Source organism: Nocardioides agariphilus, assembly GCF_015352445.1.
GTDB lineage: Bacteria > Actinomycetota > Actinomycetes > Propionibacteriales > Nocardioidaceae > Nocardioides > Nocardioides agariphilus.
Map to the genome: position 1 here is coordinate 1 of NZ_JADKPO010000003.1, position 15,447 is coordinate 15,447.

16 protein-coding genes are annotated in these 15,447 nt (G+C 67.6%); 5 read left to right on the plus strand and 11 right to left on the minus strand.

All coding sequences use genetic code 11. The features are described 5' to 3' along the window. Positions 1 to 243 precede the first annotated feature (243 nt). Entirely contained in the window at positions 244 to 729 is a 486-nt protein-coding gene (locus ISU10_RS02975) for an MSMEG_0572/Sll0783 family nitrogen starvation response protein (protein ID WP_194694887.1), read from the minus strand. 305 nt (positions 730 to 1,034) lie between these two features. After that, entirely contained in the window at positions 1,035 to 2,372 is a 1,338-nt protein-coding gene (locus ISU10_RS02980) for an FAD-dependent oxidoreductase (protein WP_194694888.1), read from the minus strand. A 102-nt stretch (positions 2,373 to 2,474) separates the two neighbouring features. On the opposite strand from ISU10_RS02980, the gene ISU10_RS02985 reads away from it, so the two are divergent. From ISU10_RS02985 to ISU10_RS02995, 3 genes are all read left to right on the plus strand, one after another. After that, a complete protein-coding gene (locus ISU10_RS02985; protein ID WP_194694889.1) occupies positions 2,475 to 3,086 on the plus strand; it encodes a helix-turn-helix domain-containing protein in 612 nt (203 codons plus the stop codon). Between the two features lie 59 nt (positions 3,087 to 3,145). Continuing rightward, a complete protein-coding gene (locus tag ISU10_RS02990) occupies positions 3,146 to 3,973 on the plus strand; it encodes an amidohydrolase family protein (protein WP_194694890.1) in 828 nt (275 codons plus the stop codon). A gap of 1,631 nt (positions 3,974 to 5,604) precedes the next feature. Then, entirely contained in the window at positions 5,605 to 5,790 is a 186-nt protein-coding gene (locus ISU10_RS02995; protein ID WP_194694891.1) for a hypothetical protein, read from the plus strand. A gap of 126 nt (positions 5,791 to 5,916) precedes the next feature. Here ISU10_RS02995 and ISU10_RS03000 read toward each other — a convergent pair whose 3' ends face one another. The 6 genes from ISU10_RS03000 to ISU10_RS03025 form a co-directional block, all read right to left on the minus strand. After that, a complete protein-coding gene (locus ISU10_RS03000) occupies positions 5,917 to 6,498 on the minus strand; it encodes a DNA-3-methyladenine glycosylase (protein ID WP_194694892.1) in 582 nt (193 codons plus the stop codon). A gap of 120 nt (positions 6,499 to 6,618) precedes the next feature. Further along, positions 6,619 to 7,890, minus strand: a complete 1,272-nt coding sequence (locus tag ISU10_RS03005) for an NAD(P)/FAD-dependent oxidoreductase (RefSeq protein ID WP_370864653.1) — start codon at positions 7,888 to 7,890, stop codon at positions 6,619 to 6,621. Between the two features lie 256 nt (positions 7,891 to 8,146). Further along, a complete protein-coding gene (locus tag ISU10_RS03010; protein ID WP_194694894.1) occupies positions 8,147 to 8,464 on the minus strand; it encodes a TraR/DksA family transcriptional regulator in 318 nt (105 codons plus the stop codon). Positions 8,465 to 8,538: 74 nt separating this feature from the next. Further along, complete coding sequence (locus ISU10_RS03015) at positions 8,539 to 8,922, minus strand: hypothetical protein (RefSeq protein WP_194694895.1); 384 nt, start codon at positions 8,920 to 8,922, stop codon at positions 8,539 to 8,541. A 612-nt stretch (positions 8,923 to 9,534) separates the two neighbouring features. Beyond that, complete coding sequence (locus ISU10_RS03020) at positions 9,535 to 9,687, minus strand: hypothetical protein (protein WP_194694896.1); 153 nt, start codon at positions 9,685 to 9,687, stop codon at positions 9,535 to 9,537. A 61-nt stretch (positions 9,688 to 9,748) separates the two neighbouring features. Beyond that, positions 9,749 to 10,894, minus strand: a complete 1,146-nt coding sequence (locus tag ISU10_RS03025) for a tetratricopeptide repeat protein (RefSeq protein WP_194694897.1) — start codon at positions 10,892 to 10,894, stop codon at positions 9,749 to 9,751. Positions 10,895 to 11,361: 467 nt separating this feature from the next. Here ISU10_RS03025 and ISU10_RS03030 point away from each other — a divergent pair, with 467 nt between their 5' ends. Both ISU10_RS03030 and ISU10_RS24010 read left to right on the plus strand, forming a co-directional pair. Then, complete coding sequence (locus tag ISU10_RS03030; protein WP_194694898.1) at positions 11,362 to 12,036, plus strand: universal stress protein; 675 nt, start codon at positions 11,362 to 11,364, stop codon at positions 12,034 to 12,036. Continuing rightward, positions 11,922 to 12,203 carry a universal stress protein gene (locus tag ISU10_RS24010; protein ID WP_194694899.1) on the plus strand — a complete coding sequence of 94 codons (282 nt, stop codon included), beginning with the start codon at positions 11,922 to 11,924 and terminating at the stop codon, positions 12,201 to 12,203. Before ISU10_RS03030 ends, ISU10_RS24010 begins: the two co-directional genes overlap by 115 nt. Before the next feature lie 25 nt (positions 12,204 to 12,228). On the opposite strand, the gene ISU10_RS03040 is transcribed toward ISU10_RS24010, so the two are convergent. The 3 genes from ISU10_RS03040 to ISU10_RS03050 all read right to left on the minus strand — a co-directional run bounded on the left by ISU10_RS03040 (position 12,229) and on the right by ISU10_RS03050 (position 15,405). Next, complete coding sequence (locus ISU10_RS03040; RefSeq protein WP_194694900.1) at positions 12,229 to 13,548, minus strand: erythromycin esterase family protein; 1,320 nt, start codon at positions 13,546 to 13,548, stop codon at positions 12,229 to 12,231. After that, positions 13,545 to 14,882, minus strand: coding sequence for a phosphoribosyltransferase (locus ISU10_RS03045; RefSeq protein WP_194694901.1), 1,338 nt, complete (start codon positions 14,880 to 14,882; stop codon positions 13,545 to 13,547). The genes ISU10_RS03040 and ISU10_RS03045 overlap by 4 nt, the downstream gene beginning before the upstream one ends. Before the next feature lie 298 nt (positions 14,883 to 15,180). Beyond that, the gene (locus tag ISU10_RS03050; RefSeq protein ID WP_194694902.1) at positions 15,181 to 15,405 is read right to left on the minus strand and encodes a hypothetical protein; all 225 of its coding nucleotides are present in this window, start codon (positions 15,403 to 15,405) and stop codon (positions 15,181 to 15,183) included. Between the last annotated feature and the right edge of the window lie 42 nt (positions 15,406 to 15,447).

Sequence of the window (15,447 nt, forward strand, 5' to 3'; positions counted from 1 at the left end):
CGGGCCGGCGATCCGGAGTCGTTGGCGGCAGGTATGCGCAGGCTGGCCGGTGACGGTGGGCTGCGGGAGACCCTGGTGCGAGGTGGTCGTGAGCTGATCCCGGCGTTCAGCTGGCAGCGTGCCGCCGAGGAGCACGCCCGCCTGTACGGCGAGATGTCGCTCTGACGGGCTCGCTGGCCGCCACCCGTGTGGTGACGGCCAGCGAGGTGACGGCCAGCGAGGTGACGGCCAGCGAGTGGTTGTTCAGACTGTCCAGGTCTGCATGATCAGGGCGCCCGCGCGGCGGGCGGTCAGCACCGCATCCAGGACGTCGAGCGGGTTGATCGGCTTCACGCCCTCCATCATGTCGATCTCCCGCATGCCGTAGAGCGCCGCGGCTGAGAACCTGCATGCATAGACGTGGCCGCCCTCGTCCATGAACGTCTGCAGCTGCTTGTTGTAGCCCAGGGCGCCGGGGAACGCCTCGTCACCGACCTTGGGGTAGCCGCGCGAGGCCGAGGCCATCAAGGAGCCCGGGCCGTAGAGCACCAGGTGCGTGTCGAAGCCCTTTCGGTTGATGCGGGTCGCGGTCAGCATGTTCACCAGTCCCACGGACCCCTCGAAGGGGACGGTGTGCATCAGGATGTACGCGCTGTCTCCTGGCTCCGCCTGGATGTCCTCGAAGACCTTGTCGTCGTAGTCGACGATCGCGTCGCCCTTCTTGACGCGCTCACCCACGATGTTTGCCATTGCCGGACTCCTTCTCTAGTTGGATTGATGTGCTCGGAGTTGAGGTGGCACGGCTGAGCCGTGAGCCTGCGGGGGCGGCGCCCATTGACGACGGTGGCTTCCAGGCATCGACAGCATGATCTTGTGGCGCAGTGGCCAGGGGAGCATCCGGTAGATCGGGGCGAAGACGCGGAGCCAGAACACCTCGCGTAGCCCGCGCGGAGGTCTGGGGGCTCGCGCTCCGTGCTGGCGGGCGACCCGCTCCTGCGCCGCGATCAGCAGGTAGTGCTCAGCGTTGCTCCGAAGCCAACGGGAGAAGGACATCGTCAGCTCTTCCGCGCGGCGTCGAGGCCACTCTGGGCGGCTACGACGATGGGCTCGTTGAGTGCGCCGATGGCCGGCGAGTAGACGTTCTCCATGGTGGCCAGGTCGTGCAGGGTCAGGCCGAACTTGATGGCCACCGCGAGGAAGTCGGCGCGTTCCTTGATGCCTTCCCCGCCCACCATCTGGGCGCCGAGGAGTCGCAGGCTCCCCGGTTCGGCCAATAGCTTGACCTTGACCGGCTTGACACCCGGGTAGTAACGGGCTCGCGAGATGCCCTGCGCGCTCCCCACGACGTAGGGGATCCCGAGCGCGGTTGCCGTGGTCTCACCGAGGGATGCGCCGCCAATGATCCACTTGCCCGCCGCCGTACCCCATGGCACGTAGACGGCGCTGTAGGCCCGTGAGCCACCTGCGGCGTTGATGCCTGCGGTCTTGCCCTGCGCGTAGGCGTGGCTGCCCGTGAGTCCCTGGAGTGGCACGCCGGTCAGCCCGTTCGGGATCTCGGTGCAGTCGCCGGCCGCGAACACCCCCGGGGCGGAGGTCGCCATCCGCTCGTCGACGATGAACCCGCCCGTGGAGCCGATCTTGAGGCCGGCCGACACCCCGAGGGTGTTGTTCGGCTCCTTGTGGGTGCAGACCACCACGAGGTCGGCCTTGATCTCGCCCTCGGAGGTCTGCACCGCCTGCACCCGGTCGTCGCCGAGGAAGGCTTCCAGCGTGGTGTTGAAGTGCGTGATGACCCCGAGCTCGCGCCACGACTCCTCGACCGGCTCCATGATGTCGGGATCGGCGACCTCCGACATCGGCCACGGACTCGGATCGACCAGGTGCGTCTCGATGCCGCGGTGCGCGAGCGCCGTCACCATCTCCACCCCGAGTGGCGATGCCTCGATCACGACCGCCGACTTGACCGCGTCGAGGACCTTGTCCCATTCGATGGCCTCACGGATGTTCTTCACGTAGTAGAGGCCCCCGAGGTCCCCACCGGGAACGCCAGGGTCCGCGTAGTTGAACCCGGTCGCGAGCACCAGGGTGTCCCACGAGACCTCACCCTCCAGCGCGACCTCGACCACCTTGCGACTCACGTCGACCTTCGTGACGTCGGCCTTGTAGTGGACGTCGATCCCGGCATCGACGTACGCCTGTTTGGAGGCGAGGAACAGCCGCTCAAAGCTGTCGATCTCCTTGCCGTGCACATAGGGAATCCCGCAAGGGCTGTAGGCGACGTCGTCGAAGCCGGTGTAGACCGTCACCTCGCATCCGGGATCGACGGCCTTGATCCCACCCGCCGCGCCCATCCCGGCCGCTCCGCCACCGACGACTACGATCCTGCGCGTCACTACGGTCCTCCGTCTGGAGGTGAGCGCCCCAAAAATCGCCCACCATGGTTGACTTTCGTTTACTATATTGCATGCCGCCAAAGCGTCAAGGGGATAGAGGACATGACCAAGACCAAACCCGCCTCTGCGACTTCGGTCCGCATGGAGGAGAACGTCGACGAGATCGTCAGCTCTATCGGCCCGAAGGTGAAGAGGCTTCGCCAGGAGCAGCGGCTCTCGCTGCAGCAGCTCGCGGTCAAGGCCGAGGTGTCGGCCGCTGCGATCCACAAGATCGAGAGGAACGACATGGTGCCCACCATCACCACGTTGCTCAAGGTGGCATCGGCTCTCGACCGCCCGGTGACCTTCTTCGTCGAGCAGGATGGTCGCCCCGACCCGGTTGCGTTCACACCAGCCTCGGACCGCCCGGCCGTGTACACCCCGCACGCGGGTCTGACCCTGGCCGGCGTGTCCGGCCCCTATGCCCCCTTCCGCAGTGCAGCGGCGCTCGCCACGGTCGACCCCGGCGCAGACAGTGGCGACAAGCCGCTCGCCCACGCGGGTGAGGAGCTGGTCTTCATGCTCGAAGGCACGATGACCTTCGACATCGCGGGGACACGCCACGAGGTCGGGCCAGGCGATGCCCTCCACTTCATGGGCGATCAGGCCCATCACTGGGTCAACGAGGGCAAGGGCGAGGCTCGCCTTCTGTGGGTCGCACTCCGCGATTCATGACAGGCCCCTCCCGAAGTCTACCTACTATCCGATATGAATCCGTAGTATAGTAACGCAATATGGCCTCCCAACTCGTCAACGACGCCCACCGTCACATCGGCCTCCTTCCGGCCTTCCCGTTCTACGGCGGCCCGCCGGTCAACCCCGACATTTCGGCTCGCGGCACCGTCAAGGACTTCCTCGCCGACCTCGACGCAGAGGGCACCGAGCGAGCCTTGGTCATGCCCAACTACGGCGTCCCCGACGCCTCCGTGTCGTTCTCCTTCAACGAACTCGCACTGGAGGCCGCAGCGGCCGATGACAGAGTCAGCTGTGGGCTGTGGGTGTCGCCCAGGCCACAGGACGCGGAACTCAATGTGGGCGCACTTGCCCACGCCGGCGAGAAGGGCGTGAAGGTCCTCAAGACGAGCTTCCTGCTTGGTGGACAGGTCGATGACCCGGCGTGTGCCCCACAACTGGACCAGATCTTCGACGCGGCACGCGCCCATGGACTCGTCGTACACATTCACACGTCATCTGGCGGCGCTTCCGACATCGACCAGATCGGTTTGCTCGTCGACCGCTACGCAGACGACGTCAAGATCCACCTTGTCCATCTGGGCGGCGGTGTGAGTGCGCACATCAAGCTGATCGGGAGCCGCCTCTTCGACTGGATCGAGGCGGGCAAGCAGGTCTACACCGACACCAGCTGGGCCGTAGGCTTCGCCCCCCGTTGGCTGGCCCAGGAGATCGAGCGGCGTGGGATCGGACAGGACCGACTGCTCTTCGCCAGCGACGAGCCGTGGGGCGATCACGCCGGCGAGCTCGCACGCCTCCGGGCGGCCACTGGTGACGGGGAGCTCGGCCGGATGGTCCTGCGAGACAACTTCACGACCCTCTACGGCTGATCCCGCCAGGTTCCGGTCGATCGCCTGTGAAGAGTCCTCCTCACTGACTCGCGAGCTCACCCTCGCTGGCAGTCGGCCGTGCGCTGCATGAGCCGAGCCGAAGCATCGCTACGTTGCCTACGACCGGCAAGCCAGCCTGCTGCAGGCCTGCCGTCGTCCGTCGTGTTTGCGCAGGTCGAATCCGCCTACGGTCGTACCAAGACTGGCGAAGGAGTCCGCCGGTGCCGCGCATGAGGAGGCCAACATGCCAGTCGTCAAAACTGACAAGAACGGGCACTCGCTGGGCTCCAGTCCGACCCCGATTCACGCAACAGACCAGGCCGTGTCGGCGATCAATCACCCGAGCCGTGCGGCTCAGGATCGACATGGAACGCAGACCGGTCTTGGCTCTGACCGCGAGGGACCGGCCGCGCCGCCTGACGAACGCTTGGCTCCAGTTCCGGTCCGCCACGTGCGATGTGGCGCTACGTGCGCCTTCGATGGAGCCACCGACCTTCACCACGGAAGGCTGACTTCCCTTGAGTACGACCAGGATGTGCTTCTGGAACTCATGGAGATGGCGGTTACATGGCCGGAGCTCGAGTACCCCGAGTCACACACCATTCCTCCGGACAGCTGGATGGCCTTTGCCGAGAGTCACTACTGGGCAGATCCCGACCGTGTCGAGAGGATCTTTAGCATCGCGACCGACATCGTCATGACGGCCAGGCGCGCAAGCCGGCGGCGACTCGAGTCCTCAGATTGCCACTTCGGACACGCTGACGATGCAGGGCCGACCGTCACTTCGGACGCCCCCGGAGCGCAGGGTCAGGATGCCGAGCCCAGGCAACTCGCGGCTGCGCTCGCCGGCGAGGCATGCGCCCGTCCAGTCATACGATCGGCAAATGACGATGGCCGGTGACCCACACGCGACGTGGTCCCCGGTCTCGGTCGACGTGAGCGACGCGTGCAAGAGAGACCAACTCATCGAGCAGCAGTCCCAGATAGCCGTCACCATGTCGCACCTCGATCCGGCCGAATCACGCACGACCGCACCCACCTCTGGCGTTACACCTTCCCATCACGAGGCTTCACGCGGCCTTCGAGCCCGCCATGATCGACTCCATCTCGATCGACACGGATACTTCGTGACTGCCGACCCACGGCAAGTCATAACGCGGACAAACACCGCAGAGGTCGCCATCTGGCGCGAGCCGTCCCGGCTCTCGCCCTCCCGCCTACAGAGGGTTTTCTGCCTTCGACATTTCAGCGGCGAGCCTCTCGGCCCGACGCCTGGTGGCGTCCCCACGCGCTGGGCGCATGAGGGATTCAGAGCAGATCCGCCCGCGGGAGGGGCCGCCGCCGCGGTCGAGTCCAATTCGAGGTCCTGCTCTGATCCCGGCATGATCGGGGATGCGACGACGCTCCAGCCGGCTTCGGTCGAGCCGTCCCACGTGCCCAGCGGCTTGGCACTTCTGGCCATTGCGCTCAGTGAGCTCGCCCGGGGCATGCGCGGACTGGACGTTCTGCGTCGCAGCGTGGACCGCGCACCGCCTCGCCTCGCCTGACCCTCACCCCAAGGCGCATGCGTGCGCCCATCCAGCGCGTTCCCGTTCGCGGGTTCGCGCCACTTCCACATGCGAGGTACGGCCATGACCATCTCCAAGACTTCTGATCGTTCCACTTACGGCCACATCCACCAGACGCTCGACGAAGCCGAACGTGCACGTCAGGCCCAGTTGAACCAACTTCCTGACTTCACCGGCGACCTCGTGCTCGAGGCCCATCGGTCCTCCAGCGAACGCATCCTCCTGCGGCCCAGAACGTCGGCCCTTTGAACGCCGCGTGCTGCCTGCTGGTGGCGATTGCCAGGAGAGCAGGACCGTTGAGGGTGTGGTCAGGCTCAACCTGTCCCGGGTCTTCCCGCGGGAGTGCGGATTCACTCGAGCCGGTGGGGAGAGGCTTCACCGGCGTGAGACGAAGGCGTTGTCTCGAATGTGGAAGCGGCGGGGGCGTTCGGTGGCCTTGGTGACCCCGATCCTGGTCGAGACAACGATCTGCGAGGACTCGAGCGGAGGTCGCTGCACGAGCCGAAGTGGGTCTTCTACCAGGTGGTGGCCGTCGAGTGAGCTGGTCACACCCAGTGCTTGGCACAGACGGCCTGGGCCGTTGGTGAGGTGCGGGGTGGCCAGTCTCCTCTCATCCCCGGTTCGTCGTTGTTGCATGACGTCAGCGCCCTCGAGCGGCTCGACAGCCCGGATCAGTGCGCCCTGCCCGTACCCGGCGTACCCGGTGACGACGTTGCAGCAGTGGTGTCCGTACAGCCGGTAGACGTAGAGGTGCCCGGCGGGGCCGAACATCGTGGCGTTGCGCACGGTCTGGCCTCGGAAGGCGTGACTGGCTTCGTCGTCTTGGTCGTATGCCTCGGTCTCCACGATGCGTGCACGTAGCACTTCGCCGTCGAGGAGCCGTTCCAGGTCGCATCCGAGTAGCCGACGGGCGGCCGCATCAGTGGGGAGAGTCAGCCAACCCCAGTCCGTTCTCATGACACGGCGAGTGTGACGGGTATGCGCGCACGACTGTGGCTGCCAGGAGGGCCATGGATCTCACAGGCGACGGTCACTCGTCCTCCCTTCCCGGTGCGCGCCGTGGCGCACCTGTCTCTGTCATCGAAGCGGGTGGAAGGGTGCGAGCGGCGTGGGCACCGTACCGGAGGTGATCTGTTCGGCCAGGAGCTTCCCGGTCACGGGACCGAGAGCCATTCCCCACATGCCGTGCCCGCCCGCGACGAATACACGTGGCGAGTTCGTTACCCCGATGAGTGGCAGACCGTCGGTGGTGCATGGCCTTGAACCGACCCATTCGTCGTGTCGCTGGTCCATGTCAACACCTGGGAGCAGGCTGCGGACGGAGTCGACGATGGCTCGGATCCGCCGCGGATCGAGTGGCTCGCTGGGGTCTCGGAACTCCATCATTCCTGCGACGCGAAGCCGTTCGCCTGTTTGCTCGGACAGGATTGGGGCTGCTACCCCGCTGGGGTCGACAGGTTCGTGGAGCGGGGTGCAGGCGACGCGTTGCTGTGGGAAGTAGACGGGGGCCTGGGGGATCTCGTCTCCGAGGGCGGTGAAGGAGTAGCCTCGACCGGCCTGGACCAGTCGTCTGACGCCGTGGTCTCGGGCGATCCGGATGAGCGCGGCGCCGGTGGCCAGGACGACGGCGTCGTGACGGTGTCGAGCCCCTCCGTTGTCGAGGAGGTGGACGGCAGTTGCTTCGGTGTCGATGCCGACGATGCGGGTCCATTCGTTGAGCTTGCCGCCGCGCGCGATTACCGAGTGCGCGAGGCTGCGGACGAAGTGGGGCGGGTGGACGAAGCGCTGACCGTGGATGAGAACGGCGGCGTCGACGTCTTCGCTGAGGGCGGGCTGTGCCCCTCGGACCTGGGGTCCGGTGAGGTAGTCGAAGTAGACCGATTGTCCCGCCTGCTGGATCTGGCGCAGATGGCCGATGAAGTCTCCGGCCTCGCTCGTCGTGCGGAAGCAGGTCAGGAAGGGGCGCGCCTGTCGTGCTCGTGGTGTCGCTCCGGCATCGGCGAGGTCGTCGAAGGCGCGGATGGCGAGCTTGTTGAGGGGCGTGTAGGCGGTCATGCCGGCTTGCCATCGTCGCGTGGTGCAATGGGCGGCGAAGCCCGCGAGGAACCGCCAGAGGTGAGGGTCGAGGCGGGGAGGTACGAAGACCGGGGAGCTTGGTCGGAGCGCGGTCTTGAGACCGTAGCGGAGCACGTCGGGCTCGGGGAGGGGGGTGGTGAGCGCCGGCGTTAGCCATCCAGCGTTGCCCCAGGACGCTCCACTGGCGGCGTGATCGGCGTCGTACACCGTGACCTCGACGCCTCGCTCCTGCAGGAACCAGGCGACGCTGAGCCCTACGATCCCGGCCCCCACCACAGCGATCTCACTGGGCGGGCGGGCAGCCGCGCCGACTGGTCGTGCTCGCTTCCGGCGATACCGCGTGCCTTTCGCGCTGGTTGGCATGGGCGGCGCCGGCCGTCGGTGACTTCTCACTAGACGCGTCATGTGCTTTTGCCTACTTCCTTGAGTCAGTGCTGGCGCGCGGGTGCTGCCGCGCGAGTGCTGGCTTGGCCGAGCGATCGACGCTCGGATGACGCGGTCGGGCAAACGACCGGATCGGACGAGCTGCTCACCTCCGCGCGCAGCTGACACAGGTGGCCGACCAGGGCCTGATCTCGAGTCGTTCGACCGGAATCGACAGGGCGCATCCCGTACACGACCCGAACGTGCCCTCGGCGAGTCGTTGCCGTGCAGCGGAGATCTCCAGCAGGACCTGGTTGAGTGCCTCTCGCTGCGCGCGAGTCACCTCATCGGCCTCTGCGCTGGTCAGTCCTTCGAGCTGCTGCTGCCTCGTCTCGGCCGCCTCTTGGAGCTCGCGTTCGAACCGGATGGCCATCAGCGAGTCAGATGTTGGGTCGACGCTGAACGATGCTCGGATCGCGGACATGGTCATGAGTTCCTCCAGCTTTCTCAGGGTTTGCGCGAAGCGCGAATAGGACTAGGGGTGATCCGGGTGGACTCTCAGATGTCGAGAGCGCAGTGGAGACAGGCGGACGACCACGGCTTCTCCGTCAGCAAGGTCAAAGAGATCGGTGCGGAACAGACCGTGCACTCGCCGTGGCTGCCGTCCTTCAGCCGTGCTCTTGCGCGGATCGCCTCGGCCAGCGTGCGTTCCAGCCGCAGCCGGTACGACGCGGAGCGACGGCCGAGATCGACCAACTCCGGCAGTGCTCTCAGTCGGAGGACGAGGGTTCTGATCGTCGCGTCCAGAGCGTCCGGCGCGTCGATCGGTAGGGCGACGGTCTGGTCGAAGCGTGAACCCGTCCTGCCCGGTCTCGCCGAGAACAGGTCGACCCGCTCCCATCCCGACTGTCTGGCGTCGCCCGCCCCGTCGACGTCGTCCATGCCGACCGGACCGGCCGCAACGCCCGCGTATGAGTGTCCTTCGGCACCGCGCCCAGTGCTCGGAACCGTGCAGACCCGTGTGGGGTTGTCTCGAGACGCCCAACGCTTCCAGCTAGGGCGTTCGGGCGGAGGCGCATCAGCACTCCTCTGGTGCCCCTGGTCACGCTTCCTCCGACCTGTCTCCTCGATCAGGTGAGCGTCGCGTGCGAACCAGACCGCGGCGAAGAGCCCGACCCAGCTGGACATCGCTGTCCTTTCCCCGGTCCGCCAGTCACCTTGTCTGGCGGATCGGTTACATACGAGGTAGCAGCAGCACCACCTGTCGGTGGGCGTACCGCTGACAGGTAAACCGATCAGTTCGCGGCGACCTGGGAGTCAGGTGTCGTTTCGGCCGACGTGGGTCGGTCGCGGTGAGCCTTCTCAGCCCCAAGCGCGCGGACAACCCTGGTCCCAGCACGAGAGCGGTCGCGGCTGACGGCCGCGGCGTCAAGCAGCGACAAGCTCACTCGACGCACTGGCCACGGACTGCTGGCGCAGGACACTGGCGCTGGGTACACGCATAGGCGGTGTGGCCGATGCCATCACCGCAGCGTCAGATGCTGTCGCAAATGGTCAGGCCGGCGGGGCGCGGTCAACGCTGCGGCGCAAGATGTCGAGACCACGAATCCCGCGGGCGATCTCGCTCAGCTCGACGGCCAGCAACGCGGCGCCCGACAGCACGTGGGACGGTCCAACCGCCACTCCTCGCGCGTCAACCGGTGCCATGGCCGGGACCATACCACCGTTGTGCCAAGAAGCCTGTCGGGTGCAACAGGCTGCCTTCGCCTCACGCAGCAGTCAGCCTTGGAGGATCTCTACGATCTCGTCGTAACCGCGGCGCTCGGCGTGCTGCAGGGGGGTGACGCCGTCCCGGTCGGTGATGCCGGGGTCCGCGTCCGCGGCAAGCAGGATCCGCACGATCTCCTGGTGGTCGGCCGAGGGCCAGGTCGAGGGCGGCGGCGGACGGCGCGCAGTCGAGGTCGTTCTCGAAGCCGGCGATGAGCGTCTCTGCCTCCTCCAAGCGGCCCTGGAGCACGCGCAACGCAACCAGGTCGGCCACCGGGTGCAGGCAGCGCGGTCGAAGGCCCGTCCTAGCCATCTGCGCCACGGCGCGCACGAGCTGCTCCTCGGCCGCGTCGAGCCGTCCCGTCACCAGATATACCCCTCCGCAGCATCCGGTGCAGAAGGCGGAGATGAGATCGGTCGCCGATTGCGTCTCGAAGGGCAGCAGCGGCCCGAACGCGTACGAGGAGCGGAAGCCGACCATGAACGTCGCCCAGGGCTCGACCACGCCCGGATCTCCGATGAGTCCGGCGACCTCCATCAGCGTGCAGAGCGCCTCGCCGACGTACTGCACGTCATGGCCCTCGCCTGAGGTTGCGGCGGTCATCGCCTCGTGCAGGTCCGACAGCCCCTCGGCGATGCCGCCACCGGTGACCGTGCAGGCACCGCGGCGGGTCAGCGCCATGATCTCCAGATCCCGGTCACCGCGCTCGCGCCCGATCCGTAGCGCTTGGTCGGCGGGGTCGGCGGCGCGTGGGTGCGGGGGCCCGATCTCTGACTCGGCCAGGATCAGCCACCCGCGCAGGCTGCCCTCGTCAGGAAGGCTGGTCAGCAGAGAGCGTGCCCGCGACAGCCATCCGTCAGCCATCTCCGTACGCCGAAACAGGCTGCGGTGCTGACGCGCCAGCCAGATCGCGACGGTCGTCGCCTCGGTGTCGCGACCGTCGTGACGGAGTCGCGCGAACGCCCGTGCCCGCAACTCCAGAGCAGCATCCGGATCGTTGAGCCACCACACCGCCAGCGCCAGCCCGTCCAGCGCTTCGGCTGACTCCTCAAGCGACAACGCCGACTCGAAACAGTCGCGGGCCACAGCCCACTCGCCGCCCGCCAAGGCGGATGAGCCGGCCACGAACCACTCGCGGGCGTCCATGTCCTCGATGATCCCACCGATCTGGGTCGACGCAGAGCCACCGCCCTCGCACCCAAGCCGGCCTCCGAGCTAAGCGGTGCCGGGCTTCGTCGACCCACGAAACGATCGACACCGCAGGATCACGACGGCGACCCCTCGCTCGCCGCCCCCGGCCAACTCATCACGCGTGTCCGGTGAAAGCTCGGTGGTCGAGGCCGTCGTGTCGTGTCGGCAGGATGGACCCTGGACGACCGTCCTCACACGCTCTCAAGCTTCAGCGACGCGAGGTGCCAACCGACGGCTCGACCCACCGCGGGCGCGGGGTGAGAGCCCAAAGTCCCGAGCACTGAGGCAACGGTCCCGGCGCAACTGAGTTCGGGAAATGCGCGGGCGGAGGGTGAACATGCCCGGCACTCGAGACCATCGACCCGTTATGCCTGCGCCTATCGGCCCTAGGATCCCGCCGCACGGGCGGCATCCTGAATGCTGTGAGCCCTACGCCCAAGCCGATCGTCGTCGGATACGACGGATCCCCCGATGCCGATATGGCCCTGGACTGGGCGGCGAGGACGGCAACAGACACCCTGGCGCCGCTGGAGGTCGTCATCGTCGGTACCCATATGGATCCGGTGATCGGCCACTTCCGCGAGCACGACGAGCGGCTCGTGGATGAATGGCACCAGCGAGCCTTCACCAGCCTCGAGAAGACCGGCGTGGCCAGCTGGGACGTTGCGGTACGCCGTGGACCGACGGTGCCGGTGCTCCTTGCCGCGGCCGCGAGTGCGGGGATGCTCGTCGTGGGGAGCCGCGGGCATGGTCTCCTGCTCGGCTCCCTGATCGGCTCGGTCAGTCAGCACGTCGCGCGCCACGCGACCTGCCCGGTCGTCGTCGTCCGTCCGCCGAGGCAAGCCGGTGCCCGGCAGATCGTCGTGGGCATCGACGGGTCCGAAGGTGCACGGGCTGCGCTTCGATTCGCGTGCACGCGCGCAAGCGACACCGCCGAGTCCGTGGTCGCCGTTCACGCCTACCGAGCCTGGCCACTGCCAGTGTGCGACCAACCGCCGCCCGCTGGACTGCGGGTGGCGCGGAGCAGGCTGAGCGGCTGCTCGCCGAGACGACGGAGGCTGTCCGAGCTGACTTCGACACGGTCGACCTCACGATGATGGCGGTGGCCGGAGCGGCGGATCGCCTGCTGCTCGACCTCGGTGCCGTTTCGTCGCTGGTCGTTGTCGGCTCCCGTGGTCGTGACGCGTTCGCCGAGATGCTGCTCGGGTCGGTGGCCCAGGAGGTGCTGCACCGGGCTGAGTGCCCGGTGGCAGTCGTCAGGTAACTGGCACCCGCACGGCCGGGGCCGGTCAGTATCCGGAGGGCTCGGTCTCCAGCTCCGGCTCGCGTGGCGTCAGCTCGTGGCGCAAGGGGTGCAGTGAGCTGGTTTCCTCGAACCAGATGAGCGTGTCGTAGCGGCCGCCCATGACGGTCGGCACATAGTTGCCCGACTCGCGCCGGGGGTTGTAGACGACACCGATGGCCCGGTGGCCGCGGCGCGTCGTCAGCCACGGGCCGGACCTGTCGTCGCCGAATGCCAGCACGGCCGGCCGACCGAGTGCCTGGTGGAGGAGGTCCTCATGGCTGTCGGAGCGGGCGCTGGGCAGGTTGTAGACGTGCTCGGGTTGCCCCCAACCCTCGGCGGCAAGAACGGTGCCACGGTGGCCAGCGAAGCCGACGAGCGCAACGCCGTCGGCCGCGTGGCGCTCGCGGACCAACTGGCCGACGTTCACCAGGCCGGCCGCTGCCATGTCGGTTGCCCGGGCGTCTCCGACGTGGGTGTTGTGCTCCCACACCAGCCCCTTGGATCGTGCCCCGTGTCGTGTTGCGATCCGGTCGATGGTGTCGGCCATGTGGTGGTCTCGGATGTTCCACGAAGCCCGGTCCCCGCGCACCATGGCCCGGTAGTAGTGCTCCGCACCGGCAGCGACCTCGGCATTCTGCGCGGCGTCGAACGCGCTCTCATCGACCAGGCCGTCTTGGGTTCGGCGTCGAACCTCGACCAGCAGGGCAACCACGTCCTCCTCGCAGGACGCTGGCACGAGTCTGGTGCTCCGCGCGTAACGCTGCGGGTCCTCGCCGTAGGGCAGGAAGCACTGCCAGGCCTGCATCGCTGTCGGGAGGGCATCTGGCGCGTGCGCCTCCAGCCACGAGATCGCTGTCCGCAGCGAGTCCCACAGCGAGTAGACGTCCAGACCGTAGAACCCGACGCGGTCGGACTCGGACCTGCCGAGGTTCCACTCTCGCAGCCAGGCCAGGAACTGAGCGACCTCCTGGTTTGCCCACATCCACGTGGGCCATCGCTCAAAACCGGTGAGCAGTTCTGTGGCTGTCAGCTCCTGGCGCTCGTGGCCTCGGACCCAACCGTTGATGCGCCAGCAGTCTGGCCAGTCCCCCTCGACTCCGATCCAGGTGACGCCCTTCTCGGTGATCAAGCGCCGGCTGAGGGCCGCCCGCCACGCGTAGAACTCGTGCGTTCCGTGGGAGGCCTCGCCCAGGCACACGAATCGGGCGCCGCCGACCCTGTCGACGAGTCCGTCGAGGTCGGCGACGCGGGTCAGCGGGCGCGCAATGGACCGGACCTGGGCCATCTCGTCGGCAGCAATAGCGTCGTACCTGCGGCGGCTCATCGCGCCGCCTCTTGTACGCCGGGCGCCTCGGCGGTCAGGAGATGCTCGCCGAACCAGTCCGTTGCCAGGATCGCCACCTCGGCCAACGTCCCGGGCTCCTCGAACAGGTGGGTGGCGCCCTGCACGACCATCAACCGGTTCGGGCACCTGAGTCGCGCCTGCGACTGCCGGTTGAGGTCGAGCACGGCCGGGTCCCGGCTGCCGACGATGAGAAGCGTCGGCGCGGACACGTCGGCCAAAGCCTCCCAGGCGAGGTCCGGTCGACCGCCTCGCGACACCACCGCGGCGACACCCTGTCCGAGCTCAGCGGCGGCCGTCAGCGCTGCCGCAGCACCGGTGCTGGCACCGAAGTAGCCCACGCGCGCCAGCGACATGTCCGGCCTCGCCTGGAGCCAGCGAGTCGCAGCCACCAGCCGGTCGGCGAGGAGCTCGACGTCGAACACACAGGCCCGATCACGTTCTTCGACCGGTGTCAGGAGGTCGAGCAGCAAGGTGCCGAGCCCACCTTGATAGAGCGCCGAGGCGACGAAACGGTTCCGTGGGCTGTGTCTGCTGCTGCCACTACCGTGAGCGAAGACGACCACGCCGCGCGGCTCGTCCGGCAGATGCAGGTGGCCTTGGAGCGTGACACGGCCTGCCGGGATCTCGACCTCGAGGTCGCAGTCGAGCCCCATGGACACCCGACCCACACCCCGAAGCCGCCGTTCGGCCGCGTCGAGCAGGACGATCACCTCCTCGTCGCTGGTCGGGGAGAAGTCGTCGTAGTACTGACCCACCGACCCGAACCGCGCCGGCGTGTCGACACACACGAACTCATCGACGCCGGTGAGATCCCGGGCGGTCTCGATCGGCGCGACCGGTGCCGCCAACACCACCTTCGCGGCGCCGAGCTGTCGCGCGATGTCGCACGCGACGCGTGCCGTCGAACCGGTGGCGATGCCGTCGTCGACGATCACCGCGACCCGGCCGTGCAGATCGAGGCGCTGACGGCCGCGCCGGAACCGCGCGACCCGCTTCTCGAGCTCCCCTCGCTCGTGGCGCTCGACCGTGCGCCACTCCTCCGAGGTGATCCGGGCCCGGGTGACCACACCAGTGTCCACGACCCGGAACCCACCCTCGCCGATGGCGCCCATCGCCAGCTCTGGCTGGAACGGCAGGCCGAGCTTGCGGACCACGATGACATCGAGCGGAGCCTGAAGAGCACCCGCGACCTCGAACGCCACCGGAACTCCACCCCGGGGCAGCCCGAGAACCACAAGATCCTCGCCGCGCAGGTGCTCGAGGCGCTGGGCAAGCTGACGCCCCGCATCGACCCGGTCACGGAAACGGCGCATCCTGCACCCCTTACACCTCGCTCTCCCTCACCATCCGCCTCACCTCGACGCCGCACCAGGGTCTGCAGACCCATGACGGGCCGACCATCGGCCGTCCCCGCAAGTGCGGCAGCCGTGGCTTGGCCTAGGTCATCTCATGACGGGTCGAAGGACTCTGGGCTGCGACCCGAGCGCCCCCGAGGATGACCACGATCCCTGGCGGCTCTCCCGATCGTCTTCGCTGCGCACCAGCTGATCGAGGCAGTCGCCTTCCGGCGGCGCTCACCTCGACACCGAACAGGAGTACCAGCGAAGTGACTCAGGCCCCGACTCGCGCCTCCCGCAGCGACCCTTTCGCGGGGGTCGGCTCGCGTGCCGCGCAGGAGCTGCTGGGGCGTGCCACATCGGTGAAGTCGAGGAATCCCAGGCGCAGCGGGCGCTTGAGCTTGTAGGCGCGCTCCCCCACCATGATCACCGCACCGGAATGGGTCAGGCGGGACTCGACGTATCGCTCCGCAACCATCTCGGCGTCACCTTGGCTCATCCGGCCTCCTCGATCCGAGGTCAATCACGCTATTGAGGCGGT